General features: G+C 60.5%; 14 protein-coding genes. 6 read left to right on the top strand and 8 right to left on the bottom strand.

Annotated elements, in window-relative coordinates; genetic code table 11:
• Positions 1-7: 7 nt before the first annotated feature.
• From AB7M29_RS07585 to mreB, 7 genes are all read right to left on the bottom strand, one after another.
• Positions 8-862 (bottom strand): carbon-nitrogen hydrolase family protein, encoded by an 855-nt coding sequence (locus AB7M29_RS07585; RefSeq protein WP_123721266.1) that lies wholly within the window; start codon positions 860-862, stop codon positions 8-10.
• Between the two features lie 185 nt (positions 863-1,047).
• Complete coding sequence (locus AB7M29_RS07580; protein WP_454246628.1) at positions 1,048-4,851, bottom strand: YhdP family protein; 3,804 nt, start codon at positions 4,849-4,851, stop codon at positions 1,048-1,050.
• Positions 4,852-4,926: 75 nt separating this feature from the next.
• Positions 4,927-6,384 (bottom strand): ribonuclease G, encoded by a 1,458-nt coding sequence (gene rng, locus AB7M29_RS07575; protein WP_008008603.1) that lies wholly within the window; start codon positions 6,382-6,384, stop codon positions 4,927-4,929.
• Positions 6,385-6,441: 57 nt separating this feature from the next.
• A complete protein-coding gene (locus AB7M29_RS07570; RefSeq protein WP_217857638.1) occupies positions 6,442-7,038 on the bottom strand; it encodes a Maf family protein in 597 nt (198 codons plus the stop codon).
• Between the two features lie 90 nt (positions 7,039-7,128).
• Positions 7,129-7,620 (bottom strand): rod shape-determining protein MreD, encoded by a 492-nt coding sequence (gene mreD / locus AB7M29_RS07565; protein ID WP_038978956.1) that lies wholly within the window; start codon positions 7,618-7,620, stop codon positions 7,129-7,131.
• Positions 7,620-8,768: a rod shape-determining protein MreC gene (gene mreC / locus AB7M29_RS07560; RefSeq protein WP_217857719.1), complete on the bottom strand. Its 1,149-nt coding sequence runs from the start codon at positions 8,766-8,768 to the stop codon at positions 7,620-7,622. Before mreC ends, mreD begins: the two co-directional genes overlap by 1 nt.
• Positions 8,769-8,911: 143 nt before the next feature.
• Positions 8,912-9,949, bottom strand: a complete 1,038-nt coding sequence (gene mreB, locus AB7M29_RS07555; RefSeq protein WP_002555108.1) for a rod shape-determining protein MreB — start codon at positions 9,947-9,949, stop codon at positions 8,912-8,914.
• A gap of 210 nt (positions 9,950-10,159) precedes the next feature.
• Here mreB and gatC point away from each other — a divergent pair, with 210 nt between their 5' ends.
• The 6 genes from gatC to AB7M29_RS07525 all read left to right on the top strand — a co-directional run bounded on the left by gatC (position 10,160) and on the right by AB7M29_RS07525 (position 15,384).
• Positions 10,160-10,447, top strand: a complete 288-nt coding sequence (gene gatC / locus AB7M29_RS07550) for an Asp-tRNA(Asn)/Glu-tRNA(Gln) amidotransferase subunit GatC (protein WP_007901429.1) — start codon at positions 10,160-10,162, stop codon at positions 10,445-10,447.
• A 16-nt stretch (positions 10,448-10,463) separates the two neighbouring features.
• Complete coding sequence (gatA, locus tag AB7M29_RS07545; protein WP_007901427.1) at positions 10,464-11,915, top strand: Asp-tRNA(Asn)/Glu-tRNA(Gln) amidotransferase subunit GatA; 1,452 nt, start codon at positions 10,464-10,466, stop codon at positions 11,913-11,915.
• Positions 11,916-11,925: 10 nt separating this feature from the next.
• The gene (gatB, locus tag AB7M29_RS07540; protein ID WP_217857637.1) at positions 11,926-13,371 is read left to right on the top strand and encodes an Asp-tRNA(Asn)/Glu-tRNA(Gln) amidotransferase subunit GatB; all 1,446 of its coding nucleotides are present in this window, start codon (positions 11,926-11,928) and stop codon (positions 13,369-13,371) included.
• 149 nt (positions 13,372-13,520) lie between these two features.
• A complete protein-coding gene (locus AB7M29_RS07535; protein WP_038978953.1) occupies positions 13,521-13,895 on the top strand; it encodes a septal ring lytic transglycosylase RlpA family protein in 375 nt (124 codons plus the stop codon).
• Positions 13,896-13,945: 50 nt separating this feature from the next.
• Positions 13,946-15,007 carry a calcium/sodium antiporter gene (locus tag AB7M29_RS07530; RefSeq protein ID WP_052965592.1) on the top strand — a complete coding sequence of 354 codons (1,062 nt, stop codon included), beginning with the start codon at positions 13,946-13,948 and terminating at the stop codon, positions 15,005-15,007.
• 41 nt (positions 15,008-15,048) lie between these two features.
• Positions 15,049-15,384 carry a carboxymuconolactone decarboxylase family protein gene (locus tag AB7M29_RS07525; protein WP_225923234.1) on the top strand — a complete coding sequence of 112 codons (336 nt, stop codon included), beginning with the start codon at positions 15,049-15,051 and terminating at the stop codon, positions 15,382-15,384.
• Positions 15,385-15,527: 143 nt separating this feature from the next.
• On the opposite strand, the gene AB7M29_RS07520 is transcribed toward AB7M29_RS07525, so the two are convergent.
• Positions 15,528-16,469, bottom strand: coding sequence for an AEC family transporter (locus AB7M29_RS07520; protein ID WP_217857634.1), 942 nt, complete (start codon positions 16,467-16,469; stop codon positions 15,528-15,530).
• Between the last annotated feature and the right edge of the window lie 42 nt (positions 16,470-16,511).

The raw sequence follows: 16,511 nt of genomic DNA, 5'->3' as shown, positions 1-16,511 counted from the left end.
TTACGCCTTAAATTCGTCGTTCTGATGCAGGTCGCTGGGCGCCCTGCGAGAAAAAGCGCCGGTGAGTGGACACCGGCATCCGCGCCCTGATGGACGCCTGTTCGCTGCTGTCGCGTTGGGCCAGCAGCACGGCCTCGCCCTGATCTTGTTGTGCCAGCACACGCCCCCATGGGTCGACGATGGCGGCGTGACCAAAGGTTTCTCGTGGCCCCGGATGCGTCCCACCCTGGGCGGCCGCGAGCATGTAACACTGAGTCTCGATGGCCCGCGCACGAATCAGCACGTCCCAATGGGCCGCGCCGGTCACCGCGGTAAAGGCCGATGGCGCGGTAATCAACTCCGCGCCGGCCGCACGCAATTCACTGTAAAGCTCCGGAAATCTTAAGTCGTAACAGACGGTCAGACCGACTCGACCGACGGGCGTGTCGGCAACCACCACGCCACTGCCATAAGCATAGTCATCGGATTCGCGATAACGCCCGCGATTGTCCGCCACGTCTACGTCGAACAGGTGCAGCTTGTCATACCGTGCAACGGTTTCGCCCTGATCATCGACCAGCAACGAGCACGCATGCACTTTGGCCGTCGGTTGATCTACCGGCGGCAACGGCAATGTGCCGGCCACTATCCATAACTTGAGGTCACGGGCGGTCTGTTTCAACCATGGCAGGATCGGGCCTTCGCCCAAGGCTTCGGCGCGGCCGATGTCGGCAATGTCACGACGGCCCATGGCAGCGAAGTTTTCCGGCAGCACGGCAAGCCGCGCGCCACCGGTCGCCGCCTGCTCAAGCAGACGACGGGCCTGGGCCAGATTGGCCAGCACGTCGCTCTGGCTGACCATTTGAATCACCGCTACAGACATGGCCTATTCCCTATGTGAAATCTACGCATACCTGTAGGAACTGCGGAGTGAAACGAGGCTGCGATCTCTTGACCTTGATTTTTAAAGTCAAAAGATCGCAGCCTGCGGCAGCTCCTACAGGGGTAAGCGGCGTCGCATGAAAACATGCTACTCCATAGGCCCAAAGAGTGCTTTTTCAAAAGAATTCAAAAAGGCTTGTCGAAGGTGATTTTCGGTTCTTTCCATGGGCCTTTGACGGTGTATTTGACGCTGGCAAAACGCGCCACGCGGTCACCGATCAGCTTATCGATCAGGAACAGCGCCCCGCCGACGGCCGGTGCACCGACGATCAGCGCGGCAATCGGCAGGTTGTTGGTCACCGGTAAAGTCACCAACAACTTGGCATCGACCTGATCACCCACCAGGTCCAGTGTGCCGTTGAGCTCCACATTGCTCGACGGACCGGTCAGCAGAATCGGTTCACGGGTCACGTAGACCCCGTTACTGGCGACCAGCAGGCCTTTGACCCGGTCATAGCTCAAGCCTTTGCCGAACAGGTCGGAAAAGTCCAGGCGCAAGCGTCGGCCGATGGAATTGAAGTTGAGCAGGCCAAATACCCTCAGCGCCTGAGCGCTGCCCTCGACTTCAACAAACTGACCTTTATTCAGGGACGCATCAAGGCTGCCGGAGAAGCGTTTGGTGGCCAGCCACGCGGGTGACCCAGGCCAACGACCATCGACATCCATATGAAATTCTTCACTGGTGACGCTCGGCGCAAAACCCCAGCCCTTGAGCACGTCGGCAAGGTTCCTGCCACTGACTCGGCCTTTGTACCAACTGCTGGAATTACCCGGAACGCCTTCCCATCCACCGCTACCCCGCAAGAGGATGCCCTTGAGGCCCAGATCAAGAGCATTGAAGGCGACGCCCTTGGCGGTCGGCCGAACTTTCAGGTGCCATGCGCCCACCAGATCCGGCCCCTGGAACAGCTGATTGATGGTGACATCCAGCGCCGGGATCTTCGTCGGGTCCACCGTGGCCAGCGGATCCGGCGAATTCTCGTCAGCCAGCGCCGTAGGGTCTCGTGCCGGCAAACGTACGTATTGCAGATTGACCGCAATCGGTGCGGCTTTCGCATCGGGAATTCCCACGCTGCCCTTGGCCTGCTCGCTGTCTAGCTGCAAGGCCCACGCGGTCGGTTTACGCGTCAACTGCACCGACGCCTGATCGAGGGTGGTGCCGAAACCAGTGAGTTTTCCAACCTTCAAATCCGCGCCACTGAGCAACTGTTTGGCACTGCCACCTGGATCCTGACCGGCATACTTGTTCACCAAATCCTGCCAAGGAGCAACATCCAGCTCGGACAGTACACCACGCACGCGCAAGCCTTTGGCGCCGGGCAACACAGCACTGCCGCCACCGAGAAACAACTCGCCGCGACCGTCGGCGAAATTGCCGGTCGGTGCCGCAAACGTGAAGCTCGCCAGTTCACCATAGGTGGCCCAGTAACGCCGCTCCGGTCCCTGCAGGGTCATGCGGAACACGGTATCGCGCCCGACATCGGCCGCCATGCCGAACGGTGCCGGCAAATCCACCGCCACGCCTTTGAGGTTGGAGCTGACCATCAATTGGCTGTCGGCGCCATCAAGGTTCAGCTGCAACTGATAAGGAATCATCCCCGTCACTGGCAATGGCTGAGTGACATTCAGCCAATCGGTGAGTTTCTTGACCTCGACCTCACCCGATGCGGCAACCCGAGTGTTGAGCTTGCCCGGGCTGCCTTCAGCGAAGATCTGTGCGGTCACCGGCTTGTCGAAGGCTCGCGCCGTGATCTTTTGCCCGCTCAGCCCCTTGGTGCTGTCGAAACGGAAATCGCCCTTGAGTTGTGTCAGTTCCAGAGTGGGCTCACTGAGCTTCAAACGGGCCTTGGCGGTCTTGAAGTCGACGAGGATTTTCGGCTGCTCGCCTTTGACCAGCGGGATATCGAGTTTGAGCTTGCCTTGCAGATCGCCCTCACCTTCCCAACCGGCGAAGGTGTCGGCGGTGCCGATCGGCGCTTCCTGCAGAATCTTCAGGCCATCGCCCAACCCGCCAGCGAACGCGCCGTCGAGGAACAGATGAGTGCTCTGCCCGGCAGGTACACGGGGAATATTGACGTAGACGTCGCTGACCTGGGTGTCGAGCAATTGGCCCTTGCTGGCGAGGATCCGCACACCGCTGTCTTCGATGAACACATCGCCACTGACCTTGCTGACATGCGGCCAGCCTGGCTGAAACGCCAGCTCGGCATCGTGGACCTTGAAGAACAGGCTGATGCTGCGAGCCGTTTCGGCGGCGCCGTGGTTCAGCGAACCCTGGTACTGGAAGAAGCCTTCATCCACCGCGCCTTTGAGAATCGCGGTGCGCAGCCATTCGTCCAGCCCCGGACTGAGAACTGTGGGCAGGTACTTGGCGGTGTAGCGACCGTCGCCGTCGACCAGGCCGACCCGCAGGTCCATGTAGTCTTCCTGGGTGTGATCGAAATGCAGGCGGATCAGGAAGTCGCCGGCAATCTTGCCCTCCTCGCCCAGTACCTTCAGGTACGGTGCGATCAGGGTGAAACCCTCTTTGTCGAGTTTCCAGGTCAACCGGGCGTTGGCTTGAATGTACTGCCATGGCTTGGCGAAAATCGGGTCCAGGTGCAGGGAGAAATCCTTGCTGTCCATGCGCAGCTCGCCCTGACCGAGGTCGCCGCTGATGTTGCCGCTGACATTTCGCACCGCCGGTGCACCGCGATAAGCATCGAAACCGACATTATCCAGGTTGGCGGCAAAGTTGAATTTGCTGTCATCGGTAGCGGCTGGGCGAAAATCGATCAGCACATTGCGCAAAACCCCGGTGACCTTGAGCCGCTCGACCGCCGTGGCGATCCCTTCGGGCAGTGGGCCCAAGGCGTTTAGCAACGGAGTGAACGGTGTGAGATCGAGACGGTCGGCTTGCAGGTGCAAGAGCTCTGGCACCTTGTCTGTCGCGGCAGTTTGTTGAAATTGCAGTTTCGATTCCCAGCGGGTGTCGCCCAGGCTCATCGCCAGAGAATCCAGGGTCACCAGAACGCCTGTGGAACTGCGCTGGAAATACCCGTTCAGCGCCAGATTATTGATCTGGATCGGCTTGCGCTCGGCATAGGCGCCCTTGAGTTGCGGCGCGTTCAAACGAATCGCAGCGCGTTGCACGGCGCCCTTGCTCCAGTTAATCCAGAACTCGCCACCGGCCTTTATCTCGGAAAAATTCCATTGCTGGGTCAGGCGCTCGGGCAACCATTTTGACCAATCACTCTGCGGCAGGCTCAGGTAAGCGTCCGCTTCGCCGTCCTTCCATTGGGCAGAGCGCAAACGGGTGCGCAGGCTCATCGCCACCGGCTGGCCGTCGGGCAGGGTCAAACGGGCATCGAGCCGCTGGCGGGATGGACCGGTTTTCAGATTCAGGCCGACGTACGTCAGGGTCAGCGGCGACTCTCCCAATGGCTGCAAGGTGATCTGGCTGTCGAGTACCGACAGCTGCTGGACCATCTGCATGCGATTGAGCAGTTGCTCCGGGTTCAGCGGCTGGTCCTGCTGCACCGGCAAACCTTCCAGCGCCCAATGACCGTCTTCACCTTCCTTGAGGCTGATCTTCAGGCCGTTGAGTTCCAGGTGTGCGATGCGCACTTCGCGCGCCAGCAGGCTGGCCCAGAGGTCCGGCACCGCGCGCACCTGATCCAGGCGCAGGGCATTGGAACCCACCCCGACCATCACGTCATGAGCCAGCAGAACCGGGGCGAGGCCGCTCCAGTTGCCTTCCAGCTTTCCGATCTGCAGGGGCATGCCCAAGGCATCGCTGGCTTTGTCTTCGACGTCGGCACGGTACTCGGCCACCAGCGGCGTCAGCTCTCGGCCGAGGCTGACGAACAGCGCCATCAGCACTAAACCCAACGCACACAGGCCCAGACCCCAGCGGGTCAGTGCGGCCAAAATGCGGGTCAGACGCTCCATGTCAGTTGGCTCCCATGGCAAAAATACCGCAAAAAGCTGAGGCCAGCCGTTCTAGTGGAGGTGAAACACAACGATTCAGAGCAACACCACGTCGTATTGTTCCTGGGAGTACATGGTTTCCACCTGAAACCGAATGGTGCGCCCGATAAAGCCTTCGAGCTCGGCGACGTTGCCCGACTCTTCGTCGAGTAAACGGTCGACCACTTTCTGATTCGCCAGCACCCGATAGCCTTCGGCCTGATAGGCCCGGGCCTCACGCAGGATTTCGCGGAAGATCTCGTAGCACACGGTTTCCGGGGTTTTGAGTTTGCCGCGCCCCTGGCAGCTGCTGCACGGTTCGCACAGCACTTGCTCAAGACTTTCGCGGGTGCGCTTGCGGGTCATCTGCACCAGGCCCAACTCGGTGATGCCGATGATGTTGGTCTTGGCGTGATCGCGTTCCAGTTGCTTCTCGAGGGTGCGCAACACCTGACGCTGATGCTCTTCATCTTCCATGTCGATGAAGTCGATGATGATGATCCCGCCCAGGTTACGCAGGCGCAACTGACGGGCAATGGCGGTGGCGGCTTCGAGGTTGGTCTTGAAGATGGTTTCTTCGAGGTTGCGATGACCGACAAAAGCGCCGGTATTGACGTCGATGGTGCTCATGGCTTCCGCCGGATCGACCACCAGATAGCCGCCGGACTTGAGCGGCACCTTGCGTTCCAGGGCTTTCTGGATTTCGTCTTCGACGCCGTACAGGTCAAAGATCGGCCGTTCGCCAGGGTAATGCTCCAGACGGTCAGCGATTTCCGGCATCAGTTCGGCGACGAACTGCGTGGTTTTCTGGAAGGTCTCCCGGGAGTCGATGCGAATCTTCTCGATCTTCGGGCTCACCAGGTCACGCAAGGTGCGCAGCGCGAGGCCGAGGTCTTCGTAGATCACGCTCGGCGCGCTGATGGTCTTGATCTGTTCGTTGATCTGGTCCCAGAGCCTGCGCAGGTAGCGGATGTCCATGAGGATTTCATCGGCCCCGGCGCCTTCGGCAGCGGTACGCAGAATAAAACCGCCGGCTTCCTTGATGCCTTCTTTGGCCACGCAGTCAGTGACCACTTGCTTGAGGCGTTCGCGCTCGGCTTCGTCCTCGATCTTCAAGGAAATGCCGACGTGGGCGGTACGCGGCATGTACACCAGATAGCGCGACGGAATCGACAGTTGCGTCGTCAGGCGTGCGCCTTTGGAGCCGATCGGGTCCTTGGTGACTTGTACCACCAGGCTCTGACCTTCATGAACCAGCGCGCTGATGCTCTCCACCGCAGGGCCTTCGCGCAGGGAAATCTCCGAGGCGTGAATGAATGCTGCGCGGTCCAGCCCGATATCGACGAAGGCGGCCTGCATGCCCGGCAATACCCGCACGACCTTGCCTTTATAGATGTTGCCGACGATCCCGCGCTTTTGCGTGCGCTCGACGTGGACCTCTTGCAGGACACCGTTTTCGACCACCGCCACGCGTGATTCCATCGGCGTGATGTTGATCAGGATCTCTTCACTCATGGCAGGGTCTCGTTCAGGCATGTTCACGATAATGGCCGCATCTTGTCAGTACGACGCTCAACGCGCGTTAAAGGTTTGCCAACAGGGTATGCCGAAATGGCCGAGTAGCTCGCAGGTTTCGCACAGCGGCAATCCGACCACCGCCGAATAACTGCCGTTGAGCCCGGCGACGAACACCGCGCCCAGTCCTTGAATCCCATAACCGCCAGCCTTGTCCCGAGGTTCGCCGCTGGCCCAGTAGGCCGCGGCTTCGTCACGGTCGATGGTGCGAAAACGCACCAGGCTGCGCACCACCAAAGACTCGCAGCGCGAGCCATCGCGCACAGCAATCGCCGTCAGCACTTCATGTTCGCGCCCTGACAACAGCATAAGCATGGCGCATGCGTCGGCTTCGTCCACCGGCTTGCCGAGAATTTTCCCGTCCAGCACCACGGCGGTGTCGGCACCCAGCACGCAGAAATCCGCGTCGGACACGATCGTCCCGTGCCCGGCTTCAGCCTTGCCGCGCGCCAGACGCTCGACATAGGCCGATGGGGATTCTTCAGGTAAGGGGGTTTCATCGATGTCCGCGCTGATGACGGAGAACGACACGCCGATCTGCGTGAGCAGTTCACGCCGACGCGGCGAGCCTGAGGCGAGGTACAGCTGCTTCATCAAGACATCTCCCTGCTTGGCGCCCTGTCTCACAAATACTGTTCCTTTTTGGCGAGACAGGGCACCGGTGCGGGCACATGCCTGACCGAATTAATTGATTTTGTAGCGTCGACGCAACCCGCGCAAACCGTAGCTGATCCATGGCCAGAGCAACGCGCTGACCAGTGCCGGCAACACCAGCGCCAAGGTCGGCTGACGATTGCCGGTCAGGGCGCTCAGCCACAACTGAACCAGTTGGGCGAGGCCGAAGATCACCAGGATCACCAGGCTTTGTTGCCACATCGGGAACATGCGCAGGCGCTGTTGCAGCGATAGCACCAGGAAGGTAATGAGCGTGAGGATCAACGCGTTCTGGCCCAACAACGTGCCATACAGTACGTCTTCGGCCAGCCCCAGGCACCAGGCGGTCACCATGCCGACTTTCTGCGGCAGGGCCAACGCCCAGAAGGCCAACAGCAAGGCCAGCCACAGAGGACGCAGGATTTCCATGAATTGCGGCAACGGCGAAACGCTGAGCAGCATGCCAATGGCAAAGGTCAGCCAGACCATCCAGCCGTTCCGGGAGGAAGTTGCACCGCCCATTATTCTCTTCCCCCAGTGGTAGCCGGCGCGGAGACAGGCGGTTTGGCAGCAGGCTTCACGGCAGCGGGCTGGGCCGTCGGTGGTTTGGCGGCGGCCGGTGCCGTCGCGGGTGGCTTGCTGGCAGCATGGGCAGCGGCAGGTTTTGCCGGGGTCGCGACAGCAGGCGCGACAGCAGGTGCCGCCGCCGGAACAGCCGGAGCAGCGACAGTAGCCGGTATCACCGACACGGCCGGTTTAGGCACGGTCGCTGGAATGATCGGCCCACCGCCGTGCTGGTCCAGCGCTTCCTGAGCCTGGGCGGCTTCGTTGGCGCGCTCCTCGGCTGTGCGACCGTCACTGAACACCAACAGCAGATAACGGCTGCGATTCAACGCGGCGGTCGGCACCGCACGGACGATGGCGAACGGCTGACCGGAATCGTGAATTACTTCCTTGACCGTCGCCACCGGGTAACCCGCCGGGAAACGCTGGCCGAGGCCGGAGCTGACCAGCAGATCGCCTTCTTTAATGTCGGCGGTATCGGCCACATGACGCAGCTCAAGGCGTTCCGGGTTCCCGGTGCCGCTGGCAATCGCCCGCAGACCGTTACGGTTCACCTGCACCGGAATGCTGTGGGTGGTGTCAGTCAGCAACAGTACGCGGGAGGTGTACGGCATCAACTCCACCACCTGACCCATCAGACCGCGGGCATCGAGCACTGGCTGACCGAGGACCACACCGTCGCGCTCACCTTTATTGATGATGATGCGATGGGTAAAGGGGTTGGGGTCCATGCCGATCAACTCGGCCACTTCGACCTTTTCGTTGACCAGCGCGGAAGAGTTGAGCAACTCGCGCAGCCGAACGTTCTGCTCGGTGAGGGCGGCCAGCTTTTGCATGCGCCCCTGCAACAGCAGGTTTTCGGTTTTGAGTTTTTCGTTTTCGGCGACCAGTTCGGTCCGGCTGCCGAATTGGCTGGCCACACCTTGCCATAGCCGCTGCGGCAGGTCGGTGATCCAGTAAGACTGCATCAGCACCAGCGACATTTGGCTACGCACTGGCTTGAGCAGTGTGAAGCGGGCATCGACCACCATCAGCGCGACCGATAGCACGGCCAGCACCAACAAGCGCACGCCCAGTGAGGGGCCTTTGGTGAAAAGCGGTTTAATAAGCCGCTCCTCCCAGGCAAATGTTCTCTTTATTCATACGGCATCAAACCGGCCTGGATGCAGACTGACAGAAGATAAACGCCAACAGGCAGCACTGCAAAGTGCTGCCTGCGCGCTCAACAGCATAGAGGCGATCCGGCGACTTATTCGCTGGAAAGCAGATCCATGGTGTGTTTATCCATCATTTCCAATGCACGGCCACCGCCACGAGCAACGCAGGTCAACGGGTCTTCGGCGACGATCACCGGCAGACCGGTTTCCTGGGCCAGCAACTTGTCGAGGTCGCGCAGCAAGGCGCCACCACCGGTCAGTACCAGACCACGTTCGGCGATATCCGACGCCAGCTCCGGAGGCGATTGCTCCAGAGCACTTTTCACGGCCTGAACGATGGTGGCCAGGGACTCTTGCAGAGCTTCCAGCACTTCATTGGAGTTCAGGGTGAATGCTCGTGGAACGCCTTCGGCCAGGTTACGGCCACGAACGTCGACTTCACGAACTTCGCCGCCCGGGTAGGCCGTACCGATTTCCTGCTTGATGCGCTCGGCGGTGGATTCGCCGATCAGGCTGCCGTAGTTGCGACGCACGTAGGTGATGATCGCTTCGTCGAAGCGGTCGCCGCCAACCCGTACGGATTCGGCATAGACCACACCGTTGAGGGAGATCAGCGCGATTTCAGTGGTACCGCCACCGATATCGACAACCATCGAACCGCGAGCTTCTTCTACCGGCAGGCCAGCACCGATCGCAGCAGCCATCGGCTCTTCGATCAGGAATACTTCACGGGCACCGGCACCAAGGGCCGATTCACGGATGGCACGACGCTCAACCTGGGTCGATTTGCATGGAACGCAGATCAGCACACGAGGGCTAGGCTGCAGAAAGCTGTTTTCGTGAACCTTGTTGATAAAGTACTGCAGCATTTTTTCGCAGACGCTGAAGTCGGCGATCACACCGTCCTTCATCGGACGAATGGCAGCTATGTTGCCCGGCGTACGGCCGAGCATGCGCTTGGCCTCGGTGCCGACAGCAACGACACTTTTCTGGTTACCGTGTGTCCGAATAGCCACAACGGAGGGCTCATTCAGGACGATACCGCGCTCGCGCACGTAAATAAGGGTGTTGGCAGTGCCCAGGTCAATGGAAAGATCGCTGGAAAACATGCCACGCAGTTTCTTGAACATGGGAAAGGGACCCTAGGCAACGCGTGGGTAAAAAAGTGCGGCAAACTCTAACAACGACAGGGATTTTGGGCAAGGCGCCAATATGTTAAATTGGCCGCTTTTCTATGCACCAAGCCCCACAATCGCGGCCTTGAGACCGTAGAAATGCGGTAGTGTTCCGACAATCTAACACACGGACGCCGTCCGTTCTGTTTTCCACTGGAGAATCCCATGGCGCTTGAACGCTCCGACGTGGAAAAAATCGCTCATTTGGCCTGCCTTGGCCTCAATGATGCCGATCTTCCACACATCACTTCGGCCCTGAACAGCATTCTCGGGCTGGTCGACGAAATGCAAGCGGTCAATACCGACGGTATCGAGCCGCTGGCCCACCCATTGGAAGCGAGCCAGCGTCTGCGTGCAGACGTCGTGACCGAAACCAATCATCGCGAGGCCTATCAGTCCATCGCACCAGCGGTCGAAAACGGCCTGTATCTGGTTCCGAAAGTCATCGACTAAAGGGAAAGAGCCTGCAATGCATCAATTGACTCTGGCCGAGATCGCCCGCGGACTCGCCGATAAAAAGTTTTCTTCCGAAGAGCTGACCAAAGTCCTGCTGGCGCGTATCGCCCAGCTCGACCCGCAGCTCAACAGTTTCATCAGCCTCACCGAAGACCTGGCGCTCCAGCAGGCGAAAGCCGCTGACGCTCGTCGGGCCAACGGTGAGAGCGGCGCCCTGCTCGGCGCGCCGATCGCGCACAAAGACTTGTTCTGCACCCAAGGCATCCGCACCAGCTGCGGCTCGAAGATGCTCGACAACTTCAAAGCACCGTACGACGCCACCGTGGTCGCCAAACTGGCTGCTGCCGGGGCCGTGACCTTGGGCAAGACCAACATGGACGAATTCGCCATGGGGTCGGCCAACGAGTCGAGCTACTACGGCGCGGTGAAAAACCCGTGGAACCTGGAACACGTTCCGGGCGGCTCGTCTGGCGGTTCGGCTGCTGCGGTTGCCGCTCGTCTGTTGCCAGCGGCGACGGGCACCGATACTGGAGGTTCGATTCGTCAACCCGCCGCGCTGACTAACCTCACCGGCCTGAAACCGACATACGGTCGCGTTTCGCGCTGGGGCATGATCGCTTACGCGTCCAGCCTCGATCAGGGCGGCCCATTGGCCCGCACCGCCGAAGACTGCGCGATCCTGCTGCAAGGCATGGCCGGTTTCGACCCGCAGGACTCCACCAGCATCGACGAGCCCGTGCCTGATTACAGCGCCGGCCTCAACGGTTCGCTGCAAGGCCTGCGCATTGGCGTGCCGAAGGAATACTTCAGCGCCGGTCTCGACCCGCGCATCGCCGACCTGGTCATGGCAAGCGTTGAAGAGCTGAAAAAGCTCGGCGCCGTGGTCAAGGAAATCAGCCTGCCGAACATGCAGCACGCAATCCCTGCGTATTACGTGATCGCCCCGGCGGAAGCGTCTTCCAACCTGTCGCGTTTCGACGGCGTGCGTTTCGGCTATCGCTGCGAAGACCCGAAAAATCTGGAAGACCTGTACAAGCGTTCCCGTGGCGAAGGTTTCGGCCCGGAAGTGCAGCGCCGGATCATGGTCGGCGCCTACGCGTTGTCGGCCGGTTACTACGACGCCTACTATTTGAAGGCGCAGAAGATTCGTCGTCTGATCAAGAACGACTTCATGGCCGCCTTTAATGAGGTCGACATCATCCTCGGCCCAACCACGCCGAACCCGGCCTGGAAGCTCGGCGCCAAGAACAGCGACCCGGTCGCTGCGTACCTGGAAGACGTCTACACCATCACCGCCAACCTCGCCGGTCTGCCGGGCTTGTCCATGCCTGCAGGTTTTGTCGATGGCCTGCCGGTCGGCGTGCAATTGCTCGCCCCGTATTTCCAGGAAGGCCGCCTGTTGAACGTTGCCCATCAGTATCAGCAGAACACTGACTGGCACACCCGCACCCCAACCGGCTTCTGAGGAGAAACACATGCAATGGGAAGTCGTGATCGGGCTGGAGATTCATACCCAGCTCACCACCCGGTCGAAAATCTTTTCCGGTAGTTCCACCACCTTCGGTTCCGAGCCGAACACCCAAGCCAGCCTGGTAGACCTCGGCATGCCCGGCGTACTACCGGTGCTGAACCAGGAAGCGGTGCGCATGGCGGTGATGTTCGGCCTGGCCATCGATGCCGAGATCGGTCAGCACAACGTGTTCGCCCGTAAAAACTATTTCTACCCGGACTTGCCCAAGGGCTACCAGATCAGCCAGATGGAATTGCCGATCGTCGGCAAGGGCCATCTGGACATCGCTCTGGAAGACGGCACAGTCAAACGCGTCGGCATTACCCGCGCGCACCTGGAAGAAGACGCCGGTAAAAGCCTGCACGAAGAGTTCAACGGTGCCACCGGCATCGACCTGAACCGCGCCGGCACGCCGTTGCTGGAAATCGTTTCCGAGCCGGACATGCGCAGCGCCAAGGAAGCCGTGGCTTACGTCAAGGCTGTCCACGCGCTGGTGCGTTACCTGGGCATCTGCGACGGCAACATGGCCGAAGGCTCGCTGCGTTGCGACTGCAACGTGTCGATCCGTCCGAAAGGCCAGGCTGAATTCGGCACCCGCTGCGAGATCAAGAACGTCAACTCGTTCCGCTTCATCGAGAAGGCGATCAATACCGAAGTCCAACGTCAGATCGAGTTGATCGAAGACGGCGGCAAGGTGATCCAGCAGACCCGTCTGTACGATCCGAACAAAGACGAAACCCGTCCGATGCGCAGCAAAGAGGAAGCCAACGACTACCGTTACTTCCCCGACCCGGACCTGCTGCCGGTGGTCATCGAAGACTCGTTCCTCAACGACGTGCGCGCCACCCTGCCGGAACTGCCACCGCAGAAACGCGAGCGCTTCCAGGAACAGTTTGGTCTGTCGGTCTACGACGCCAGCGTCCTGGCCACCAGCCGCGAGCAAGCCGATTACTTCGAGAAAGTTGCGAGCATCGGCGGCGACGCCAAACTGGCGGCCAACTGGGTGATGGTTGAACTGGGCAGCCTGTTGAACAAACAAGGCCTGGACATCGACCAGTCGCCGGTCTCGGCCGAGCAACTGGGCGGCATGCTGCTGCGCATCAAGGACAACACCATCTCCGGCAAGATTGCCAAAGTGGTGTTTGAAGCGATGGCCAACGGCGAAGGCAGCGCAGACGAGATCATCGACAAGCGCGGCCTCAAGCAAGTGACCGACACCGGCGCAATCTCGGCGGTGCTGGACGAAATGCTCGCGGCCAACGCCGAGCAGGTCGAACAATACCGCGCGGCAGACGAAGCCAAACGCGGCAAGATGTTCGGCTTCTTCGTCGGCCAGGCCATGAAAGCCTCCAAAGGCAAGGCCAACCCGCAACAGGTCAACGAACTGCTTAAAAGCAAGCTCGAAGGCTGACCGGAATGGAGCCAGATCTTAAGCCTGGCTCCATTCCCTTGTGGGAGCGGGCTTGCTCGCGAACGCGGTCCGGCACTCAACACAAGGTTGACTGTCAGAATGCATTCGCGAGCAAGCCCGCTCCCACATTTGTTTCCGGGATACCTTTTATGAAGCGTCTGCTCAGTGCCTGCGCCCTGCTCTCTCTGCTGGCCGGTTGCGCCAGCACGGATATTGTTGATCCACACGGCTACGACAAGACCGGCGTAGCTTCGTATTACGGCGCCAAACACCATGGCAAACGCACCGCCAGTGGCGAGCGTTTCAACCAGCACGGCCTGACCGCCGCCCATCGCCAGTTGCCGTTCGGCACCCGAGTGAAGATTACCAACCTGAATAATGACAGGTCCTGCGTGGTGCGCGTCAACGACCGCGGGCCATACTCTCGTGGGCGCCTGATCGACGTGTCACGCGAAGCGGCCGAACAGTTGGGCATGCTGCGCAGTGGCACCGCGAAAGTTCGCGTGCAAGCCCTCGACGACTGATAGACGGAGCGCTGACTATTTTCGGACTTGCCGATTTACCCCTGATCAGCGTGATTGAATTGTTCAGCGGTCTGTTTTTACTGATCGCCGGTGCCGAACTGATGGTGCGCGCCGCTGTGCGCCTGGCCGCGCGACTGCATGTGCGGCCGCTGATCATCGGCCTGACCATCGTGGCCCTCGGCAGCAGCGCACCGCAGATGGCGGTCAGCCTGCAAGCCACCCTGGCGCAAAACGCCGACATCGCCGTCGGCAGCGTGATCGGCAGCAGCATCTTCAACATCCTCGTCACCCTCGGGCTCTCGGCGCTGATTATTCCGCTGCGGGTTTCGCGGCAATTGGTGCGCCTGGATATTCCGCTGATGATCGGCGCCAGCCTGCTGGTGTTCGTACTGGCTTGGAATGAAGAACTGAACCGCACAGACGGCATTATTCTGTTAGGCGCGCTGGTGCTGTATCTGGGCTTGCTGCTGCGCCAGTCGCGGCACTCGGCCCGTCCGTCATCGAGCGCTCATGACGCACCGCAGGCACCATGGTTCAGCAGCTTGCTGATGATCGTCGCCGGGCTGGCGATGCTGGTGTTCGCCGGGCACTTGCTGCTCGGCGCCGCAGTGGCGGTCGCGACCGACCTGGGGTTATCGGAGCGGATCATCGGCCTGACCATCGTCGCCGTCAGCACCTCCCTGCCGGAGCTGGCCACTTCGTTGATCGCCGCGTTGCGCGGTCAGCGGGACATCGCGGTGGGCAACGTGATCGGCAGCAACCTGCTCAACCTTTTGGGCGTGCTCGGGCTCACGGCATTGATCGCGCCGTCGCCGCTGTCGGTCTCGCCCAACGCCCTGGATTTCGACCTGCCGGTGATGCTCGGTGTCGCGGTGCTGTGCCTGCCGGTGTTCTATTCCGGCTACCGGGTGACGCGCGCCGAAGGCCTGCTGTTCTTGGGTTTGTACCTGGCCTATGGGCTGCACGTGGTGTCGTTCACCACTGGAATGCCACTGGCCGGCAAGCTTGAACACCTGATGCTGTTTTTCGTCCTGCCGGCGCTGGGGGCGTTTTTGCTGTTCACGTCGCTGCGCGCCTGGCGTCGCCAACACCACAAGAGGGAATTGCCGTGAGCACTGATAAAAAGCCTGGGGTTGAAGTCCGCCGCCAAGTGATGGGCGACGTCTTCGTCGACCGCGCCTTGGGCAACGCCACCGAGTTCACTCAGCCGCTGCAGGACTTCGTCAATGAACACGCTTGGGGCGGTGTGTGGAACCGTGAAGGTCTGCCACTGAAAACCCGCAGCCTGATCACCCTCGCCGCGCTGACCGCATTGAAGTGCCCGCAAGAATTGAAAGGTCACGTGCGCGGCGCGCTGAACAACGGCTGCACCGTGGAAGAAATTCGCGAGGCGCTGCTGCATTGCGCGGTGTATGCCGGCGTGCCGGCGGCGATCGATGCGTTTCGGGCGGCGCAGGAAGTGATTGATAGCTACCAGAAGCCTGAGTAAGTCGCTGACATTTCTGGTGGCTGTTCAGTCGTCTTCGCGAGCAAGCCCGCTCCCACATTTGGAATGCATTCCCCTGTGGGAGCGGCGGTGCGACGATTCGACTTGCTCGCGAATGGATCTAAAAAACACCACAAATCCTGAAGCTAAATCCACCCACCCCACTGCAACAAAAAGATCCCGACGTTGGTGGTGACCGCCGCCATCAGCGTGGTAATCACGATGATCGCCGCCGCCAGTTCATGATTGCCATTGGCCTGCCGAGCCATGACGAAACTGGCCGCAGCGGTCGGGCTGCCGAAGTAAAGAAACAGAATCCCCAACTCCGCCCCGCGAAAACCCCAGAGCCAGGCACCAAGCGTCGCCAGCACCGGCAGACCGATCATCTTCACCAGGCTTGAACTCAGCGCCATCGTGCCGCTTTTGCGCATCGCCGCCAGCGACAACGTGCCACCGATGCAGATCAACGCCAACGGCAAAGTGGTTTGTGCCAGGTACTGGCCGGACTTTTCCAGCCACCCCGGCAAACCGATTTCGAAATAGGCAAATGGCGCCGCCGCAAACACGCTGATGATCAACGGGTTGACCATCACGCTTTTGCAGATACTCCACGGGTCAGACTTGATCACCGGGCTGTAGACCGCCAGCACGATGGTCGAAAGCGTGTTGTAGAACAGGATCACCAGCGCCGCGAGAATCGCCCCGAGGGAAATCCCGTAGTCGCCGTACATGCTCGCCGCCAGTGCCAGGCCGATAACGCCGTTGTTACCGCGAAACGCGCCTTGGGTGTAAATGCCCCGGTCTTCCCGCGGGCATTTCCAGATCGCCCAGCCCCAGGCAATCGCAAAACACAGCAGCGTCGCGACCGAGAAATAGATCAGCAACGCCGGTTGCAACGCCGCGTGCAGGTCGGCATGCAAGATGCCCAGAAACAGCAACGCCGGCATGGTGACGTTGAACACCAGGGCCGACGCGGTATGAATGAAATTGTCGTTGATCCAGTCGATGCGCTTGAGCAGCGCCCCCAGAAACAGCATGGCAAACACCGGCGCGGTGATGTTCAGGGTTTCGAGGAAAATAGCCAGCATGCCGGGAGAACCTTGGGTGGGCGTCGTTAGGGGGCTAATGAT

Source organism: Pseudomonas sp. F-14 TE3623 (assembly GCF_053629015.1).
Note: the sequence above shows the minus strand (reverse complement) of the source record. Positions and strands in the feature narration are given on the sequence as shown.